At 30.9% G+C, this 16,691-nt stretch carries 16 protein-coding genes; 2 read left to right on the top strand and 14 right to left on the bottom strand.

The features are described from left to right. Positions 1–14: 14 nt before the first annotated feature. From BN2087_RS03300 to BN2087_RS03280, 5 genes are read right to left on the bottom strand one after another with little or no spacing between them, the layout of a single operon-like run. On the bottom strand, positions 15–1,673 hold the full coding sequence (locus BN2087_RS03300; RefSeq protein WP_049690456.1) for a peptide ABC transporter substrate-binding protein: 1,659 nt from the start codon (positions 1,671–1,673) through the stop codon (positions 15–17). Beyond that, on the bottom strand, positions 1,657–2,658 hold the full coding sequence (locus tag BN2087_RS03295) for an ABC transporter ATP-binding protein (protein WP_049690455.1): 1,002 nt from the start codon (positions 2,656–2,658) through the stop codon (positions 1,657–1,659). The genes BN2087_RS03300 and BN2087_RS03295 overlap by 17 nt, the downstream gene beginning before the upstream one ends. Further along, the gene (locus BN2087_RS03290) at positions 2,648–3,655 is read right to left on the bottom strand and encodes an ABC transporter ATP-binding protein (protein ID WP_049690454.1); all 1,008 of its coding nucleotides are present in this window, start codon (positions 3,653–3,655) and stop codon (positions 2,648–2,650) included. Before BN2087_RS03290 ends, BN2087_RS03295 begins: the two co-directional genes overlap by 11 nt. A gap of 7 nt (positions 3,656–3,662) precedes the next feature. Further along, a complete protein-coding gene (locus tag BN2087_RS03285) occupies positions 3,663–4,688 on the bottom strand; it encodes an ABC transporter permease (RefSeq protein WP_049690453.1) in 1,026 nt (341 codons plus the stop codon). 1 nt (position 4,689) lies between these two features. Further along, a complete protein-coding gene (locus tag BN2087_RS03280; protein WP_049690452.1) occupies positions 4,690–5,619 on the bottom strand; it encodes an ABC transporter permease in 930 nt (309 codons plus the stop codon). A 333-nt stretch (positions 5,620–5,952) separates the two neighbouring features. Between BN2087_RS03280 and BN2087_RS03275 the strand changes: the two genes are divergently transcribed. After that, complete coding sequence (locus BN2087_RS03275; protein WP_049690451.1) at positions 5,953–6,390, top strand: LytTR family DNA-binding domain-containing protein; 438 nt, start codon at positions 5,953–5,955, stop codon at positions 6,388–6,390. Between the two features lie 9 nt (positions 6,391–6,399). Next, entirely contained in the window at positions 6,400–6,825 is a 426-nt protein-coding gene (locus BN2087_RS03270; RefSeq protein WP_049690450.1) for a DUF3021 family protein, read from the top strand. Positions 6,826–6,894: 69 nt separating this feature from the next. Here the strand turns inward: BN2087_RS03270 and BN2087_RS03265 are convergent, their stop codons facing one another. The 9 genes from BN2087_RS03265 to BN2087_RS03225 all read right to left on the bottom strand — a co-directional run bounded on the left by BN2087_RS03265 (position 6,895) and on the right by BN2087_RS03225 (position 16,579). Continuing rightward, positions 6,895–7,254 carry a DUF1667 domain-containing protein gene (locus BN2087_RS03265; RefSeq protein ID WP_049690449.1) on the bottom strand — a complete coding sequence of 120 codons (360 nt, stop codon included), beginning with the start codon at positions 7,252–7,254 and terminating at the stop codon, positions 6,895–6,897. After that, on the bottom strand, positions 7,251–8,510 hold the full coding sequence (locus BN2087_RS03260; protein WP_049690448.1) for an NAD(P)/FAD-dependent oxidoreductase: 1,260 nt from the start codon (positions 8,508–8,510) through the stop codon (positions 7,251–7,253). The genes BN2087_RS03265 and BN2087_RS03260 overlap by 4 nt, the downstream gene beginning before the upstream one ends. A gap of 11 nt (positions 8,511–8,521) precedes the next feature. Beyond that, the gene (locus tag BN2087_RS03255; protein ID WP_049690447.1) at positions 8,522–9,943 is read right to left on the bottom strand and encodes an NAD(P)/FAD-dependent oxidoreductase; all 1,422 of its coding nucleotides are present in this window, start codon (positions 9,941–9,943) and stop codon (positions 8,522–8,524) included. Between the two features lie 124 nt (positions 9,944–10,067). Beyond that, the gene (gene glpK, locus BN2087_RS03250; RefSeq protein WP_049690446.1) at positions 10,068–11,573 is read right to left on the bottom strand and encodes a glycerol kinase GlpK; all 1,506 of its coding nucleotides are present in this window, start codon (positions 11,571–11,573) and stop codon (positions 10,068–10,070) included. Positions 11,574–11,583: 10 nt separating this feature from the next. After that, positions 11,584–12,156 (bottom strand): glycerol-3-phosphate responsive antiterminator, encoded by a 573-nt coding sequence (locus BN2087_RS03245; RefSeq protein WP_049690445.1) that lies wholly within the window; start codon positions 12,154–12,156, stop codon positions 11,584–11,586. 270 nt (positions 12,157–12,426) lie between these two features. Next, a complete protein-coding gene (locus tag BN2087_RS03240) occupies positions 12,427–13,134 on the bottom strand; it encodes a pseudouridine synthase (protein WP_049690444.1) in 708 nt (235 codons plus the stop codon). Beyond that, positions 13,115–13,450, bottom strand: coding sequence for a PadR family transcriptional regulator (locus tag BN2087_RS03235; RefSeq protein WP_049690443.1), 336 nt, complete (start codon positions 13,448–13,450; stop codon positions 13,115–13,117). The genes BN2087_RS03240 and BN2087_RS03235 overlap by 20 nt, the downstream gene beginning before the upstream one ends. Positions 13,451–13,490: 40 nt before the next feature. Beyond that, on the bottom strand, positions 13,491–16,079 hold the full coding sequence (locus tag BN2087_RS03230) for an ATP-dependent DNA helicase (protein ID WP_049690442.1): 2,589 nt from the start codon (positions 16,077–16,079) through the stop codon (positions 13,491–13,493). After that, positions 16,076–16,579, bottom strand: a complete 504-nt coding sequence (locus tag BN2087_RS03225) for a GNAT family N-acetyltransferase (protein WP_245190783.1) — start codon at positions 16,577–16,579, stop codon at positions 16,076–16,078. Before BN2087_RS03225 ends, BN2087_RS03230 begins: the two co-directional genes overlap by 4 nt. Between the last annotated feature and the right edge of the window lie 112 nt (positions 16,580–16,691).

Here is a 16,691-nt window from a genome sequence, read left to right as displayed (position 1 = left end):
TACTATAAATTTTTTTAGAATCCTGTTGCTGATTTGAAGAAGAAATATCCAAGTGGTGTGTAGTACATTCCTTTGATATTTGGTTTCATCATGTATGGATTTACGTAGAAGTAAATTGGAGCAACTACTGAATCATCTTTTATTAGAATATCTTCAGCCTTGTGCATGTTTTTCATTCTTTCGTTTTGATCTGATGTATCTTTTGCAGCTTTTACATACTTATCATATTCTGGATTTTTGTATTGAGCGTCGTTATTTCCGCCACCTGTTAACCACATATCAATAAAGCTCATTGGATCGTTGTAATCTGCAATCCATCCGTGTCTTGCTATGTTGTAGTTTCCTTCTTTTCTTTCTTTTAAGAATACATTCCAGTCTTGGTTTTGAAGATTAACTTTTACACCAAGATTTTCTTGCCACATATTTTGTAAAGCTTCTGCTATAGCCTTGTGGTTGTCATCTGTATTGTATAGGTAATCAATTTGTGGGAAGCCCTTGCCGTCTTTAAATCCGGCTTCTTCCATAAGTTTTTTAGCTTCTTTTATATTTTTTTCATATTCGTCAGATTTGATTGAATAATAATCTCCACCAACTGTTCTAAAGTCATCGCCTTCAGCGCCTTTTGCATCATAAACTCCTGCTGGTACAAAACCGCTAGCAACTTTTTCTCCTCTTCCTGTAACTTGATCAACTATAAAGTTTCTATCAATTGCAAGTGAGAATGCTTTTCTAACTTTTGGATCATCAAATGCTTTCTTTTCTGTATTGAAACATACAAAATATGTTCCTACATATGGTAGAGTTTTTAATTCTTTTGTATCTAGAAGTTTTTTAATTTCTTCTTGTGGTGCTGAATTTACAAAATCCAAATCTCCTGATCTATAAGCTGCATAGATTGCGTTTTGGTCATCTTGTAAGTGGAAGGCTAATTTTTCTGCCTTAACTGATTTAGCATCGTAATATTCTGGGTTTTTAACCATAGTTAGTGTTTGGTTGTGATCCCATTTTTCAAGTTTGTAAGGTCCTGATGATACTAAAGTATCAGGAGAATTTGTCCAAGTTTTATTTTTTTCAACTATGTCTTTTCTAACAGGCATTACTGCTGGGAAAGCACAAATTTCTTCAAAATATGGACATTTTACACTTAAGTTTACTACAAATGTTTTTTCATCTGGTGCAGAAATATCAAGTTTTTTCTCGTCATATCCTTTTACCATATCAAGCATATATTCATAATCTGCTCCAGTTTTTGGATCAACAAGTCTGTTCCAAGCATATACAAAATCATCAGCAGTTATTGGTTTTCCATCTGACCATTTTGCATCTCTTAATTTGAATGTCCATTTTAATCCATCTTCAGAAACATCCCATTTTTCTGCAAGACCTGGTTTTAAAACAGCATTTCCTTTTCCATCATCGTCCCATCTTATTAATGATTCAAACAAGTGAGAAATCATTAGTCCACCGTCAGCTGATGTGTTCATTTGTGGATCTATTGTTTCTGGTTCTGAAGCAATATTTATATCCAAAACTCCATCTTTCTTTCCTTCTTCTTGGTTAGTTGCAGCATTTGAATTGCTGCTGTCGTTATTTTTGGCATTGTTTCCTCCACATCCTGTAAATAACATGGACAAACTCAACAAGCCAACTAATAACTTAGCTTTCATTTTCATTTTTTATACCTCCTAAATTATGACAACTTACATAGTGTCCTTCTTCTACCTCTCTAAACTCCGGCTCTTCCTTCTTACAAATTTCTGTCGCATATGGACATCTTTCATGAAACCTACAACCTTTTGGCGGATTAATCGCCGATGGAACTTCTCCTTCTAACTTTATTCTTTTTAAAGATCTAGTAAGTTTGGGATCTGGAACTGGTATGGCTGTGAGTAGGGATTTAGTGTAAGGGTGAAGGGGATTTTCATAAAGTCTTTCGGCATCAACAAGTTCTACCATTTTCCCCAAATACATTACTCCAATCCTATCTGAAATATGTTTTACAACTGATAGGTCGTGAGCTATAAATAAATATGTAAGACCCATTTCATTTTGCATATCTTCTAGCATGTTTACAATTTGAGCTTGAATGGAAACATCCAAGGCTGAAATCGGCTCGTCACAAACTATAAATTCTGGCTCAACTGCAAGAGCTCTTGCAATTCCTATTCTTTGTTGTTGTCCTCCTGAAAATTCGTGAGGATATCTGTTTGAGTGTTCTTCGTTTAGACCTACTGTTCTTAAAAGTTCATTTATTCTTTCTTGCCTATTTTTTTTGTATAGACCATGAATATCTAGTGCCTCTCCAACAATTTCTTGAACTGTCATTCTCGGATCAAGGGATGCTGATGGATCTTGAAAAATTATTTGCATTTTTCGTCTTAGTTTATACATTTCTGGGCGAATATTTTTCTCGCTATCAAAAATAGTTTCTCCATCATAAATTATTTTTCCACTTGTTGGCTCGTGCAATCTTAAAATTGTTCTTCCAAGTGTAGTTTTTCCACAACCGGATTCTCCTACAATCCCAAGAGTTTCTCCTTTTCTAATGAAAAAGGATACATCGTCAACTGCATGAACTTCGCTTACTTTACTAAAGGAAGATTGAACTGTAAAATGTTTTACTAAATTTTCACATATTAATAATTTATTATCTTCCATTTACTAGCTCCTTTATGTGTAGGAAACATTTTGACCTGTGTCCTTCACCCATTTCAACCATTGGTGGTTCTTTTTTAAGACATATATTCATACAAGATTCACACCTAGTTGAAAATCCACATCCTTCTGGTGGATTTAGCATATCCACTGGAGTTCCTTTTATACTTTCAAGCCTTACTTGCTCTTTGGAATCAATCCTTGGCATAGATTTTAAAAGTCCTTTTGTGTAAGGATGTTGTGGGTTGTAGAAAATGTCTTCTACACTTCCCTGTTCTACTATTCTTCCTGCATACATTACAGAAACTGTATCGCAAATTTGTGCAACTACTGCAAGGTTATGAGTGATAAAAATTACACTCATTTTTGATTTGTTTTGAAATTCTTTTATTAATTCAAGAATTTGAGCTTGAATTGTTACATCGAGGGCTGTTGTCGGCTCATCTGCTATCAAAATATCTGGTTCGCAAATAAGACCCATTCCAATCATGACCCTTTGTCTCATTCCTCCTGATAATTCGTGAGGATATTGTTTCATACGTCTTTTTGGATTTGAAATTCCAACTTTATCAAGCATATCAACCGCTCTTTGGTAAGCTTCATCTTTTGAACATTTTTTATGAACTAATAAAGCTTCCATAAGCTGATTTCCTACTGTATAAACTGGATTTAGGCAAGTCATAGGATTTTGAAAAATCATAGAACATTTTGCCCCTCTAAAATCACTCATCTTATTTTTATCATAATCAAGAACATTTTCTCCCTTATAGAGAATTTTTCCTGATTTTACCTTGCCTGGTTCTTGTAAAAGTCCCATTATTCCATAACTTTCTACAGATTTTCCAGAGCCTGATTCTCCAACTATTCCCATAATTTCATTTTCATGTAAGGTATAATTTATTGAATCAACTGCCTTCACTTCTCCAACAGGTGTGTAAAATGATATGCTTAAATCTTCAATTTTTAAAACTTCTTTTTTATTTTCATTTATATTTTCCATAAGCCACCTATTTTTTTAACCTTGGATCTAAGGCATCTCTTAATCCATCTGCAAATAAATTCAAAGATAAAATCATCAAACTTAATAATAAGGAAGGAATAATTAACCTATAAGCGTAGGAATAAATTCCTCCAAGAGCATCTGCTGCCAAAGCTCCAAGTGAAGTCATTGGCGCTGAAACTCCAATTCCCAAAAATGATAGGAATGATTCTAGAAATATTGCTGATGGAATTTGCATGGCAGTCATAACTATTACTTGACCAATACAATTTGGAAACAAGTGCCTTCTAATTATTCTTTTTTTAGAACCGCCCAAAGCTTCAACCGCCGTAACAAATTCTTGTTTTTTTAGCATTAAAACTTGTCCTCTTATAATTCTTGCCATTCCTACCCAATAAAGTAGGCCAAAAGCAATAAATATTGAAATAAGAGCAGGTCCCAAAACTGAAATTTTTTTGGCAAGTTCTGAATTTGAAGAATTTACAAAAGATTTTAAGGGTTGGGATATACCGATTGATAATAAAATTACAACAAGTACATCAGGAATTGAATAAATCAAATCTAAAATCCTCATCATTATTGCATCAACTCTTCCCCCAAAATATCCAGAAACTGCTCCATAAACTGTTCCAATTACTAGAACAATTAATGATGCAAAAATTCCAACTATTAAAGAAACTCTGGTTCCATACATGGTACGAACCATGAGATCACGTCCTAATTTATCAGTTCCAAAAGGATACCTAAGACAAGGAAATAAATTTTCATCGCCCCTATATTGGGTTGTGTAATCCCCTTTGACTAAAATTGGTCCGATAAAGGCAAATATACAAACAATTATCAAAAATCCGATAGAAACCATAGCAACCTTATTTTCTTTTAGCCTTCTTAGGGCATCTTGAAAATAAGAAGTTGGAGGAGTTTTGGTCATGAAATTTTCTTTTGAACTTTCTGAAGCTAGTTCAAAATCTTCAGCTGAAAATTCATATTCTTCTAATTTTAATTTTGAATTTAAACTAAATAAATCTTCCATACTAATCTCCCTTAGTCAAATCGATTCTTGGATCTATAAATCTATATAAAATATCAACAACTAAATTCATAACAATTACCATAAAGGCAAAGAAAAGTGTTGTTGCCATTATTATTGGATAATCCCTATTTAAAACTGAGTTTATAAAATATCTTCCAAGTCCTTGAACAGAAAAAACTGATTCAACAACCATAGATCCTGTAATAATTCCTGCAGTAAGTGGTCCAAGATAAGTTAAAACTGGGATAAAGGCATTTTTCAAAGCGTGTTTAAATAAAATTTTACTTTCAGGTACACCCTTCGCCCTTGCAGTTCTAATATAATCTTGACCAATAGCATCAAGCATTGACGATCTTGACAACCTAGCTATGTAGCACATTGGATAAAACCCCAAAGAAAAACATGGCATAAAATAAGAACCTACAGTGTTAAGTCCCATTGTTGGGAAAATTTTTAATTTTACACCAAAAAATAAAAGTAGGAGAGTCGCTACTACAAAGCCAGGAGCTGAAATTCCTATAGTTGTCAAAACCCTCAAAAATGAATCCAACTTTTTGCCCCTGTTGTAAGCTGCAAGAGCCCCCAAGGGAACCCCCACCAAAGTCGCCCACACTAAAGCAATCAGTCCAAGTTTTACACTTGTTGGAAGCATTTCCTTAATAATATCCATAACTGGTCTATCTTTTTGCATTTTCAAAGATACTCCAAATTCTCCTTGAACAGCATTAACAATAAATTTTTTTAGTTGGACAGAATAAGGTTGGTCCAAACCGTATTTTTTATTTAAAGCCTCTAGTACCTCTGGTGATTGAGATTTTTCACTGGCAAAAGGTGAACCAGGCACGAGTTTCATGAGAAAAAAAGTTATACAAGTGACCAAAAGCAAAACTGCTATCGCTTGTAAAATTCTCTTAATTATGTACTTAATCATATTTCCTCCTTGTTGTATTTAATTATATACTTTATTAAGCTAAATTGCAAGCACAATAAAGCTTTAGAGTGATATCGTTTTAAATGCTTATTTATCAACTATAACAAACTCTATGTGAAAAATAAAACAAAATAATTTTCCAAAAAAATTAATTTATTTTAAAATTTTTCTTGTAAAAATCTGCTTTTAAAATAAAATTTTAATAAATATTTGTTTTAAATACAATTTCCTCAAAATTCAAAATAACCGCTCAGGCGATTTAAACTACCACTTATCAAAATTTTGTGGTTTCAAAAATAATTTGTTTGTATTATATAAATATAAGGAGGGTCTATGAAAGTTGAAATTATAATTGATGAAAATTTGGATGAAAGCCTTGTAAAAATTTATGCACCTTCATACAACAAAGATATTGAAAATATAAAAAGAAGCCTTGAGGCTACAAATATTAATAAGCTTGTTGTTTTTAAAGATGATGAAATTTATCTTTTGGAATATGAAGAAATTATAAGGTGTATAAGTAAAAACAAGGGCGTATTTATTGAAAGTAAAAACGGTGAGTATAAGTCAAGAATGAGATTATATGAACTTTATGAAAGATTTGATAATAAATTTATAAAAATTTCAAGATATGAAATTATAAATATTGATTATGTAAAAAAATTAGATCTTTCTTTTAAAGGAACCATAGCAGTAGAATTTAAAAACGGAAGTATTTCCTATGTTTCAAGAAGATATTTAAAGGAATTTAAAAAAGCCTTAGGATTTTAGGAGTAAATTATGAAATATTTAAAAAATTTATTAGCATCATTTTTAGTAGGAGTTGGCATTGGAAGTATCATAGAAATATCTATCTCCCTTGCTATAGGAGAAATCACTTTGGGAGTTCCAGCATTTTTAAACGGACAAGACTCACTTTTAAAAGCAAGAATTATTGAGATAATCTTATATGGTGGTTTTGGAATAGTGTCTTTTATCGGAGGTAATATAATAAAAAAAGATAATTTGTTAAAGGCGAGCCTTTTACATTTTTCAATTTTAGCCATATATTTTATAATAGTAGGATTTTATCTAAAATGGCTACCAAATATACAATCTGCTGTTATTTCTTTAGTATTTTTTATCATTATTTACTTGATTATTTGGACAGTAATATATTTTTCAATAAAGGCTGACATAGAAAAATTAAATAAAAAATTTAAGTAAAAGAAAAGTGATGAGAATAGAAAATTCTATTTTCATCACTTTTATTAGTTAATGCTATTTAATTTGATTTTACTTTCTATTTGCTGTAGCTATTAAAGAAATTCCTGTATCTGCTATATTTTCTATAACTACATCTCCAACATGAACTGGGGCTTTTATTTTTGCCTTATTTATTTCATCCATTGCCTCATTCATTTTATTTTTTGGAATTGCATCGGCAGTTTTTACTGAAACTGAATATTCTTTTCCACCATCAAGTTTTACAGTTGATGTAACAACCCTAACTGGATTTTTTACTTCGTTTCTAGCGTAAACCTCTCCTCTTTTACAGGTATTTCCTGTAATATCAGTAATATTTCCTTCTTCATCCATTGTTACTGTCACAAGACAGCCTAGAGGACAATTTATACAAGTTAAATCCTTTTTCATATTTCCTCCAATTTTATTTCTATTTCTTTTGTATCTTCATTTATATCTTTTTTCTTTAAAATTAAGTTTTCCATCTCGCCTGGAGCGTAAACTAATTTTCTTTTCTTTGTTACTTCCTTACCATCTACAAACATTTTTAAAATTCTATTTTGATAAACATTGTTTACCCTAAACCTAACTATTGCTTCATCTTGCATGGTATCTGGATTTATATATTGGGGAAGTGTGTAAGAAATTCCATCTCCTGCCTTTAAATAAATTGGCTCTTTTTGAGATTTTTGGAATTTATCTTTAATATAATCTGCTGCGTTTTTAGCTGCAAGTTCACTTTCTTCTGTTACATAATCTACCAAATCGTGAACGTGTAGAACATTTCCTGCTGCAAATACACCATCAACATTTGTCATTAGCCTATCTGAAACTACTGCACCCTTTGTTTTTGGATCAATTTCAATTTTTGCTTCTTTAGTAAGTTCGTTTTCTGGTAAAAGTCCTACTGAAAGTAAAATTGTATCGCAGTCAAAATGTTTTTCTGTTCCAGGAATTACTTTCATATTTTCATCAACTTTTGAAAGGGTGCAACCTGTAACTCTTTCATCTCCTTCGATTGATGAAATTGTTGTATTAAAATAAAGTGGAATATTAAAATCGTCAAGACATTGAACTATATTTCTTTTTAATCCTCCAGAAAATGGCATAATTTCAGCAACACATTGAACGTCTGCTCCTTCTAGGGTCATTCTTCTTGCCATGATTAAACCAATATCTCCAGATCCCAAAATAACAACTTTTTTTCCTGGCATATAGCCTTCAAGATTTATCATTCTTTGTGCAGTTCCTGCTGAAAATACTCCTGCAGGCCTACTTCCTGGAATATTTAATGCTCCTCTTGGTCTTTCCCTACAACCCATGGCAAGAATAACTGCCTTTGGTTTTAAAGTAAACATTCCATTTTCTTCATTCATCAAGGTTATAGTTTTATCATTTGCAAAATCTATTACAATTGTATTTAATAAAACATCTATATCTCTTTTTTCAACTTCATCAATAAATCTTTGAGCATATTCTGGACCTGTAAGTTCCTCATTAAATCTGTGTAAACCAAAACCATTGTGGATACATTGATTTAAAATTCCTCCAAGCATTTCATCTCTTTCAACTATAAGTATATTTTCAATTCCTTCATCATAGGCACGAGCAGCAGCTCCAAGTCCTGCAGGACCTCCACCTATTATTACTAAATCATAATTTTTCATTTAAATGCTCCTTACTTTACATGTCCTTTTATGTAGTAAGAATCTTTTCCATTTTTTACTACATCGTCATAGTCTTCACCCAATTCTCTTGCAAGTATTTCCATAACTCTTGGTAAGCAGAATCCTCCTTGGCATCTTCCTGCTGTAGCTCTTACTCTTCTTTTGATTCCATCAACAGTTGTAGCACCAAGAGGACGATTTATTGCATCTACAATTTCACCTTCAGTTATAGATTCACACCTACAAATGATTTTTCCGTATCTCTTGTCTTTTTTGATTAATTCGTCGTGTTCTTCAAGACTTAATTCGCTAGTTTTTGGAGTTGGTTTTCTATCATAAGTGAAATCTTTATTTTCTTCAAGTTTTAATTTTTCGCTTACAAGATTTGCCATATATTCTCCAATAGCTGGAGCTGAAGTTAGACCTGGGGACTCAATTCCTACACAGTCAAAAAATCCATCAAGACTTTCTTTTAAAATAAAATCTCCGCCCACTTCATGAGCCCTGTTTCCAGAAAATGATGTTATAACCATTCTAACAGGTACGTTTTTTACAGTGTGATTTGATTTTTCAATAACTTCTTCAAGGTGTTCTCTTGTTGAGCGTCTATCGTGTTTATCATCAATAAAGTCAGAAGTTGGTCCTACAAGAGTGTTGTTATCAACTGTTGGAGATACTAAAATTCCCTTACCTTTTTCAGTAGGAAGGTTAAACATAACGTGGTTTACAAAGCCTTTTGTATCCTTATCTAAAAGTAAATATTCTCCACGTCTGGCCTTTATTTCGAATTTTTCATCAGAAACTTGATTGTGAATTTCATCTGAATAAATTCCAGCTGCATTTATAACAGCCTTTGTTTGGTATGTATTATTTTCAGTGGAAACTTCCCAGTATCCATCTTTCTTTTCAGTTTTTATTACTTTTTCGTAAAATTTGTAATCAACACCATTTATATTTGAAACTTCTGCAAAAGCAATATTCATCAAAAATGGATCAACAATTCCTGCTTCTTTTGAATACAAAGCTGCAACAACATCCTCTGTTATATTTGGCTCCATTTTCAAAACTTCTTCTCTGTTTAAAATTTCCATGCCAGAAACTCCATTTTCAATTCCTTGATCATAAAGAGCTTGTAATTTTGGCATATCTTCTTCGCTGTGGCAAAGAACAAAAGTTCCAATTTTTTTGTAAGGGAAAGATAATTTTTTGGATTCTTCTTCCATCATATGATTTCCTCTTACATTCATTTTTGCCTTCATTGTGCCTGGTTTTGCATCATAGCCTCCGTGGCAGATGGCAGAATTTGCTTTTGATGTTTCTGTACAAACATCTTCATTTTTTTCTAAAACAAGGAAATTTCCTTTTTTCTTTGATAGTTGGTAAGCTATAGAAGTACCAGTTACTCCTGCACCAATAATTATTGCATCAAACATATTTTTTCCTTTCAATTTAAAATTAAAAAAAAGCAAGTTAAAGTAGGTCCTACTTTAACTCGCTTTCTCATAGCCTTATTTAACTGTTAATTTTATTATATTATAACTTTTTCTCTTTGTAAAATTATTCTTCGTAATGGTTTGCCCAACCAAAGGCTCTTTGCATAGCTCTTTGCCAGTTTCTATCTTTTTTATCTCTTTCTTCAAGAGAAATTTCTGGATTAAATTCTCTATCTACAAGTCTGTTTTCTTTTATTTCATCAAGATTTTTGTAGAATCCTACAGCAAGTCCTGCCAAATAGCAAGCACCAAGAGCTGTTGTTTCAAGAGTTTGTGGTCTTTCAACTTTTGTTTGAATCATATCTGATTGGAATTGCATTAAGAAATTATTTGCACTTGCTCCACCGTCAACTTTTAATTCTTTAAGTGGTGCACCAGAATCTTTTGCCATAGCTGTTAATACATCATTTGTTAGATATGCAAGGGACTCAAGAGTTGCTCTTACAATATGATATTTGCTAGTTCCTCTTGTAATTCCTACAATTGCTCCTCTTGCATAAGCATCCCAATATGGAGCACCAAGTCCTGTAAAGGCTGGAACAACATAACATCCATTTGTGTCTTTAACTTTTGTAGCCATATATTCTGTATCATCGGCAGCATCTACAATTCTTAATTGGTCTCTTAACCATTGGATAGCAGAACCTGCTACAAAGATTGAACCTTCAAGAGCATAATTTACTTTTCCTTCTTCAAGGCCCCAAGCTATTGTTGTTACAAGGCCATTATCAGATTTAACTGCATCTTCACCTGTATTCATAAGTAAGAATGCACCTGTTCCATAAGTATTTTTTGCATCACCTTTATTAAAGCATGTTTGTCCAAATAAAGCTGCTTGTTGGTCACCTGCCATTCCTGCTATTGGAATTTCTCCATCAAAATATCCAGCAAAAGTATTTCCATAAACACAACTTGAAGGTTTAACTTCTGGAAGCATACATTTTGGAATATTTAAAATTTCAAGAAGTTCATCATCCCATTCTAGTGTATGGATATTATAAAGCATAGTTCTTGATGCATTTGTATAATCTGTCACGTGAACTTTTCCACGAGTTAAATTATAAACTAACCAAGTATCAACTGTACCAAATAAAAGTTCTCCGTTTTCTGCTCTTTCTTGTCCATTTTCAATATGGTCTAAGATCCATCTTATTTTTGTAGCTGAAAAATATGGGTCAACTACAAGACCTGTTTTATTTTGAATTGTTTCTCTATAGCCGTCTTTTACTAATTTATCTGCCATATCAGCAGTTCTTCTACATTGCCAAACGATTGCATTGTAAACTGGTTTTCCAGTTTCTTTTTCCCAGACTATTGTTGTCTCTCTTTGGTTTGTAATTCCTATAGCTTCAATATCTTTTGATTCAATTCCTAATTTTGCTATTGCTTCAGTACAAACTCCAAGTTGAGTTGACCAAATTTCTGTAGCATCATGTTCAACCCAGCCAGGGTGTGGGAAAAATTGAGTAAATTCTTTTTGAGCAACAGACATTATTTCGCCTTTTTTGTTAAATATAATTGCTCTGTTACTTGTTGTTCCAGCATCCAATGCCATAATATACTTTGTCATACAAACTCCTTTACATTTTCCAAACATTATAATTTGATGATGATACAGCGACAGCCTTTGAATTTAAAGCATCAAAAACATCTTTTTTGTCCCTAATAAGACCTCCAGCAATAATCGGAATTGATGTTCTTTTGTCAATATCATCTAGTATTTTTGGCATAATACCGGGAAGTATTTCAACAAGATCACAATTTGCTTTTTTTAAAGTTTCCTTTACATTAGCGTAAGATAGGGAATCAAGTACAAAAAATCTTAGTATAGATAAAAGTCCTATTCTTCTTGCATAAGCAGCATTTTGGCTTCTTGTTGTAATAATTCCATCGGCATTTGTGTATTTTTTGATAAATGATGATGATAAGGATGAAGATGAAAGTCCTTCAATTAAATCTTCATGAACAAAAACGATTTTGTCGTGATCTTTTAATTTTTCAACTATATTAGGTATAGTTTCGATATTTCCGAAAAGAACAAAAACTATTTGATTGTTTTTGTAATCATCTTTTATACATTCTTTTAAATCATTATTATCTTTTATTGCCATAATACAAGGATTGTCAAAAAGTAAATCCATTATATCCATCATTTTCCTCCAAATACACAAAGCGAGCCCATATTAAAATAGGTGCTCGCTTCTCCAAATATATTTATTACATTCTTATTGTAGCACATAACGTTTTTTAATGCAAACAATTTCATTCGATATTTTTCTATTTTTTATTTTTGCTCATTACTTATTAAATCAAGCTTTATGACGATTATTTCTTTTTATTTTTCTAATAATTTATTGAAATCATTTTTATATTTAAAAATAAAAAATGTTGAAAATTTTATTTTAATTTTGCAATATAAGTTTTCATTCTTTTGTAAATAATTCTATTTCTTCTTCGCTTAGTTCCCTATATTGACCAGGATTTAAACTTTGGTCTAACTTTAAATCTCCTATGGCGAGTCTTTTTAATTTTATTACTTCATTGTCGTTATTTGAAAATAATCTTTTTACCAAGTGAAATTTTCCTTCTGTTACATATACATAGGCCTTTTTTTCTTCTATTATTTCAAGCCTTGCGCTTCTTGTATAATAATCATCTTCTTTTATATATACGCCTTCTTTAAAAACTTCTACAAGGCTTGGATCAATTTTTTTTGATGTTTCTACTTCATATTTTTTCCAAATATTTGAATTTGGACTAATTACTCTGTGGATAAATTTCCCATCTGTTGACATTAACAAAAGTCCTGTAGTATCTTTGTCAAGCCTTCCTGCTATTGCAAGGTCTAAATTTAGATAAAATTCATCCAAGTCACTCATTACAGTTCCATCAAGTTCGTTTGATTGGCAAATTAGGCCTTCTCTTTTGTTCATCATTATATAGATATTTTCAAAATAATCGACAAGCTCTCCCATATATATAACTTCATCTAAATTTGGATCAACTTTTACTGATGAATCTTTTACAATTTCTCCGTTTATTACAAGTCCGCCTTTTTTTGCATTTTTCTTTATATTTTTTCTAGTATCAAGATTGGCATTTCCAATCATTTTATCTACTCTCATTATCATTTTTAACTCCTAATATTTTTCTTACATTTTCATCTAATTCCAAAAAATCTTTGGTAAAATCTTCTAAATATTCTTTGCCTTTTGGCGTTATATAATAATATTTTCTTTTTGGTCCAACTTTTGATTTTTCTTTTGACGAAAGTATAAGAGCTTTTTTTGAAAGTCTTTGCAAAATAGGATAGACTGTAGATTCTGTCATATTATAAAAACCGTTTAGCCTTAAAGTTTCAACAATTTCGTAGCCGTACGTTTCTTTATCTTTAATTATTTTAAGAATTACCCCTTCGATAAGTCCTTTTAGCATTTGAGATTTCATTTTATCACCCAAGAACATTGTATTACATAGTAGATCTTAATCAAGTTCTTCCACAAAAATATGCCATCGGACAGAATTTGCATTCTTTTTTGTCTTCTGTCCTTACTTCTATATTTTTTTCTACTATATTCTTTCCTATTTCATCTATATATTTCATATCAAAATTTGAGTTTTTAACTTCTAAAAGCTTATCTTCTTCTATAAAATATAAAAACATCTTGTCCACTTTTTTATTATTATAGACTAACAAATTGTAGTAAGTAAGTAGCTGATTTTTGTAGGAAAGAAGATTATCTTCATGGACTTTTCCAGTTTTTATGTCAATAATACTCCCATTTTCAAGGATTATATCGATATTTCCTTGCAGTATATAAAAATTTCTGTCAAGTTTTATGTTCATTTCAGATTCTTTTATTGGGAAATTTCTATTTATAAAATTTGCTATAGGTCTTTGAAATTCCTTGTTTTCTTTTATAAATTCATTTATTGTATCATAAGAAATATTTTCTTTTTTTAGATTTGTAAGATATTCTGCAAGGCTGTGGACTTTTGAACCAAAATCCAAGGACTTGGTTTTTTCTTTTCTAAACTCCAATAATCTTATAAATTTATATTTTAAAGGACAAGACTTGTAAATTGAAATATCCGTTGTGTATGCCAAAATTTCTTTTTTTATATCTTGGTCTTTAAATTTAAAATCAATTGTTTTTAAAATCGAAGATGAATTTAAACTTGATGTGAAAGATTTCATGTAGGAATTTTCTGAATTGTCCAAAACAACCAAAAGATTTTTTGCCCTGGTAAAGGCTGTGTAATATTTTCTGTAGAAATTTTTTAGAAAATCACTTTCTTTTTTGCCTTCAAGCTTTGGACTAAAGGCAGACCTATCTCTTCTTGGATTATCATACAGACTTGAAACAAAGACAACATCATATTCAAGGCCTTTTGCTTGATGGATTGTTGAAAAAATTACTGAATTTTTTGGACTATCAAAATTTTCAAATTCGCTTATGGCAGAATTTTTAAAAAGATAAAAAATATAGCCATAAATTAAGTCAACAGACTTATTATAAAAATTAATATCAAAACCGCAAAGATTTGTAAAATCTGAAAGGATCGATGTGAATTTTCCTATATTTGAAAGCTCTCTTATAGAATTTTGATCTTCTAGACTTTTATCCAAAAGCTCCCTAAAAATTTCAAGACCAAAAGCCTTATATAAAATTTCTGTATAAGACTTATTTTCATTTAACTTTAATTTTTCTTCCTTTATATAGGCATTTAATTCTTGGTTTTTTGTAAATTCCTCATCGTCAAAAATCCCACCTATATATTTTTTAAAATTTGTCTCTTGGGTCCACTTGTACTTGTCGGGATTTGACCCTGTAAGTTTTTTTGGTTTTTTTGAAAAAATTGATAAAATCACAAAAAGGCAAAGCCTTGTTTCCCTTCTTTTGAAAAACAATTTTGAAGATTTATTTAAGACATTTATCCCATGATTTTCAAAATAAGTTTGCAAGGACTTTGGATAGTCTCCATTTAATGATGGAAAGAGAAAGGCGATTTGGTTTAAATTTATTTTTTTATTCAAAAATTTTACTATATTTTCAATATTTTCATATTCATTTGCCCTAGCCCTTACCAAAGAATTTTCATTTTTTTCTCCATGGTAGGACCTTAATTTTTTAATTTTTTCAAGTTCGAAAGCCTTTGAATTTACAAGAAAATCCTTGGACTTATCGATAATTTCTTGGTTTGACCTATAATTTATATCCAAGTTATAAAAATTCGCCTCTTTTTTTAAATTTTTCTTACAAGCCTTGTCAAAATCTCTCAAATTTTGGGGACTTGCTCCCCTAAATGAATAAAGAGCCTGGTCATCATCTCCAAAAACAATGAGATTTTTCCCCTTACAAAGGCCAAAAGTAATTTCTTCTTGGATGGTATTTGTATCTTGGTACTCATCAATTATTACAAAATCTATCCTATCTCTGATTTTTTTCCCATAGACTGAATCATTTAATAGGTCGTAGAATTTTTTTAAAATCAATTGGTAATTTATAAGCTTATTTTGGTCAAGAAAATTTGCCCATTTTAAATAAATTTCAAGAGCAAAATTATCACGAGGATTTTCAGAATTTCTAAGGTCATTTAAATCAACCAAATTATTTGTAATACTTTCAAAAATCCCTTGAATTTGCCCAACTTCGTTGTAGGAAATAAATTTTGAAAAGTTTGGAATATTTTCAAAAATCCCCATATTCTTTTCAATCAAATATCCCTCAAGATAGGAATCAATAACCAAAGGATCAAAAATATTTTGCCCAAAAGACTTGTATTCTTTCAAAAAAGAAAGGGCAAGGGAATGAAAATTTCCAATTAGCATATTGGATGTGTCCGCCTCTATTTTTTCTTTTTTAAGACTTGACTCAACCCTTTCAATCAGTTCATTCGCAGCCTTTTTGGTAAAGGTTGTAACAAGAATTTTATTGGGACTAATCCCATCATTTTTTATCAAAGAAATTATTTTTTTTACAATTGTATAAGTTTTTCCAGTCCCAGGACCTGCAAGAACCGCAGCCGGAAGTCTAGCATCATCAATTATTATTCTTTGTTTTTCATTTATCATAAAATCAACTCATAAACAAATCTTTCAGATCTTCTAATTTTATCATCAACCGTACAAATTCCAATTTTTTCAAAAGAAAATTTTTTAATTAAATTTTGCATTTTAAAATTATCTGGATGGGTGTCAATTCTTATTGCCTCCATTTTTAAATTTTTTCCATATCCTATAATTTCATCAAAAAACTTCTTGGCAACTCCTTTTTTCTTTGCACTTTCTCTTACACTTAGCCTGTGAATTGTAAGATAGGGACCATGATTTTTAAAATCCTTTTCAATTCCCCTATAATCTTCTTCATAATCCTTTTTCAAATAAGCAAAAGATAAAATTTCTCCATTTTCCTCATATACAAAACTTTCACCTGTCAAAATATTTTCTAAAATCCCCTCCCTATCAGGAAGCCCATTTTGCCATTGGTCAATTCCATCTTTTTTCAAAGCTTTTTTCCCGTCATTTATAATTATCATTATTTCATCTAAATCTTTAATTTCTGCTATTCTCATACATTTATTATACATTAAAATAGTTTTTATTTAAATTGGTGAAATTTTATTAATTTTAAATATAAAAAAGCTATGAGCAAAACTCATAGCCTATATATTTAAGGGGGTCGTA

The sequence above is a fragment of the Anaerococcus jeddahensis genome (assembly GCF_001182725.1).
GTDB lineage: Bacteria > Bacillota > Clostridia > Tissierellales > Peptoniphilaceae > Anaerococcus > Anaerococcus jeddahensis.
Note: the sequence above shows the minus strand (reverse complement) of the source record. Positions and strands in the feature narration are given on the sequence as shown.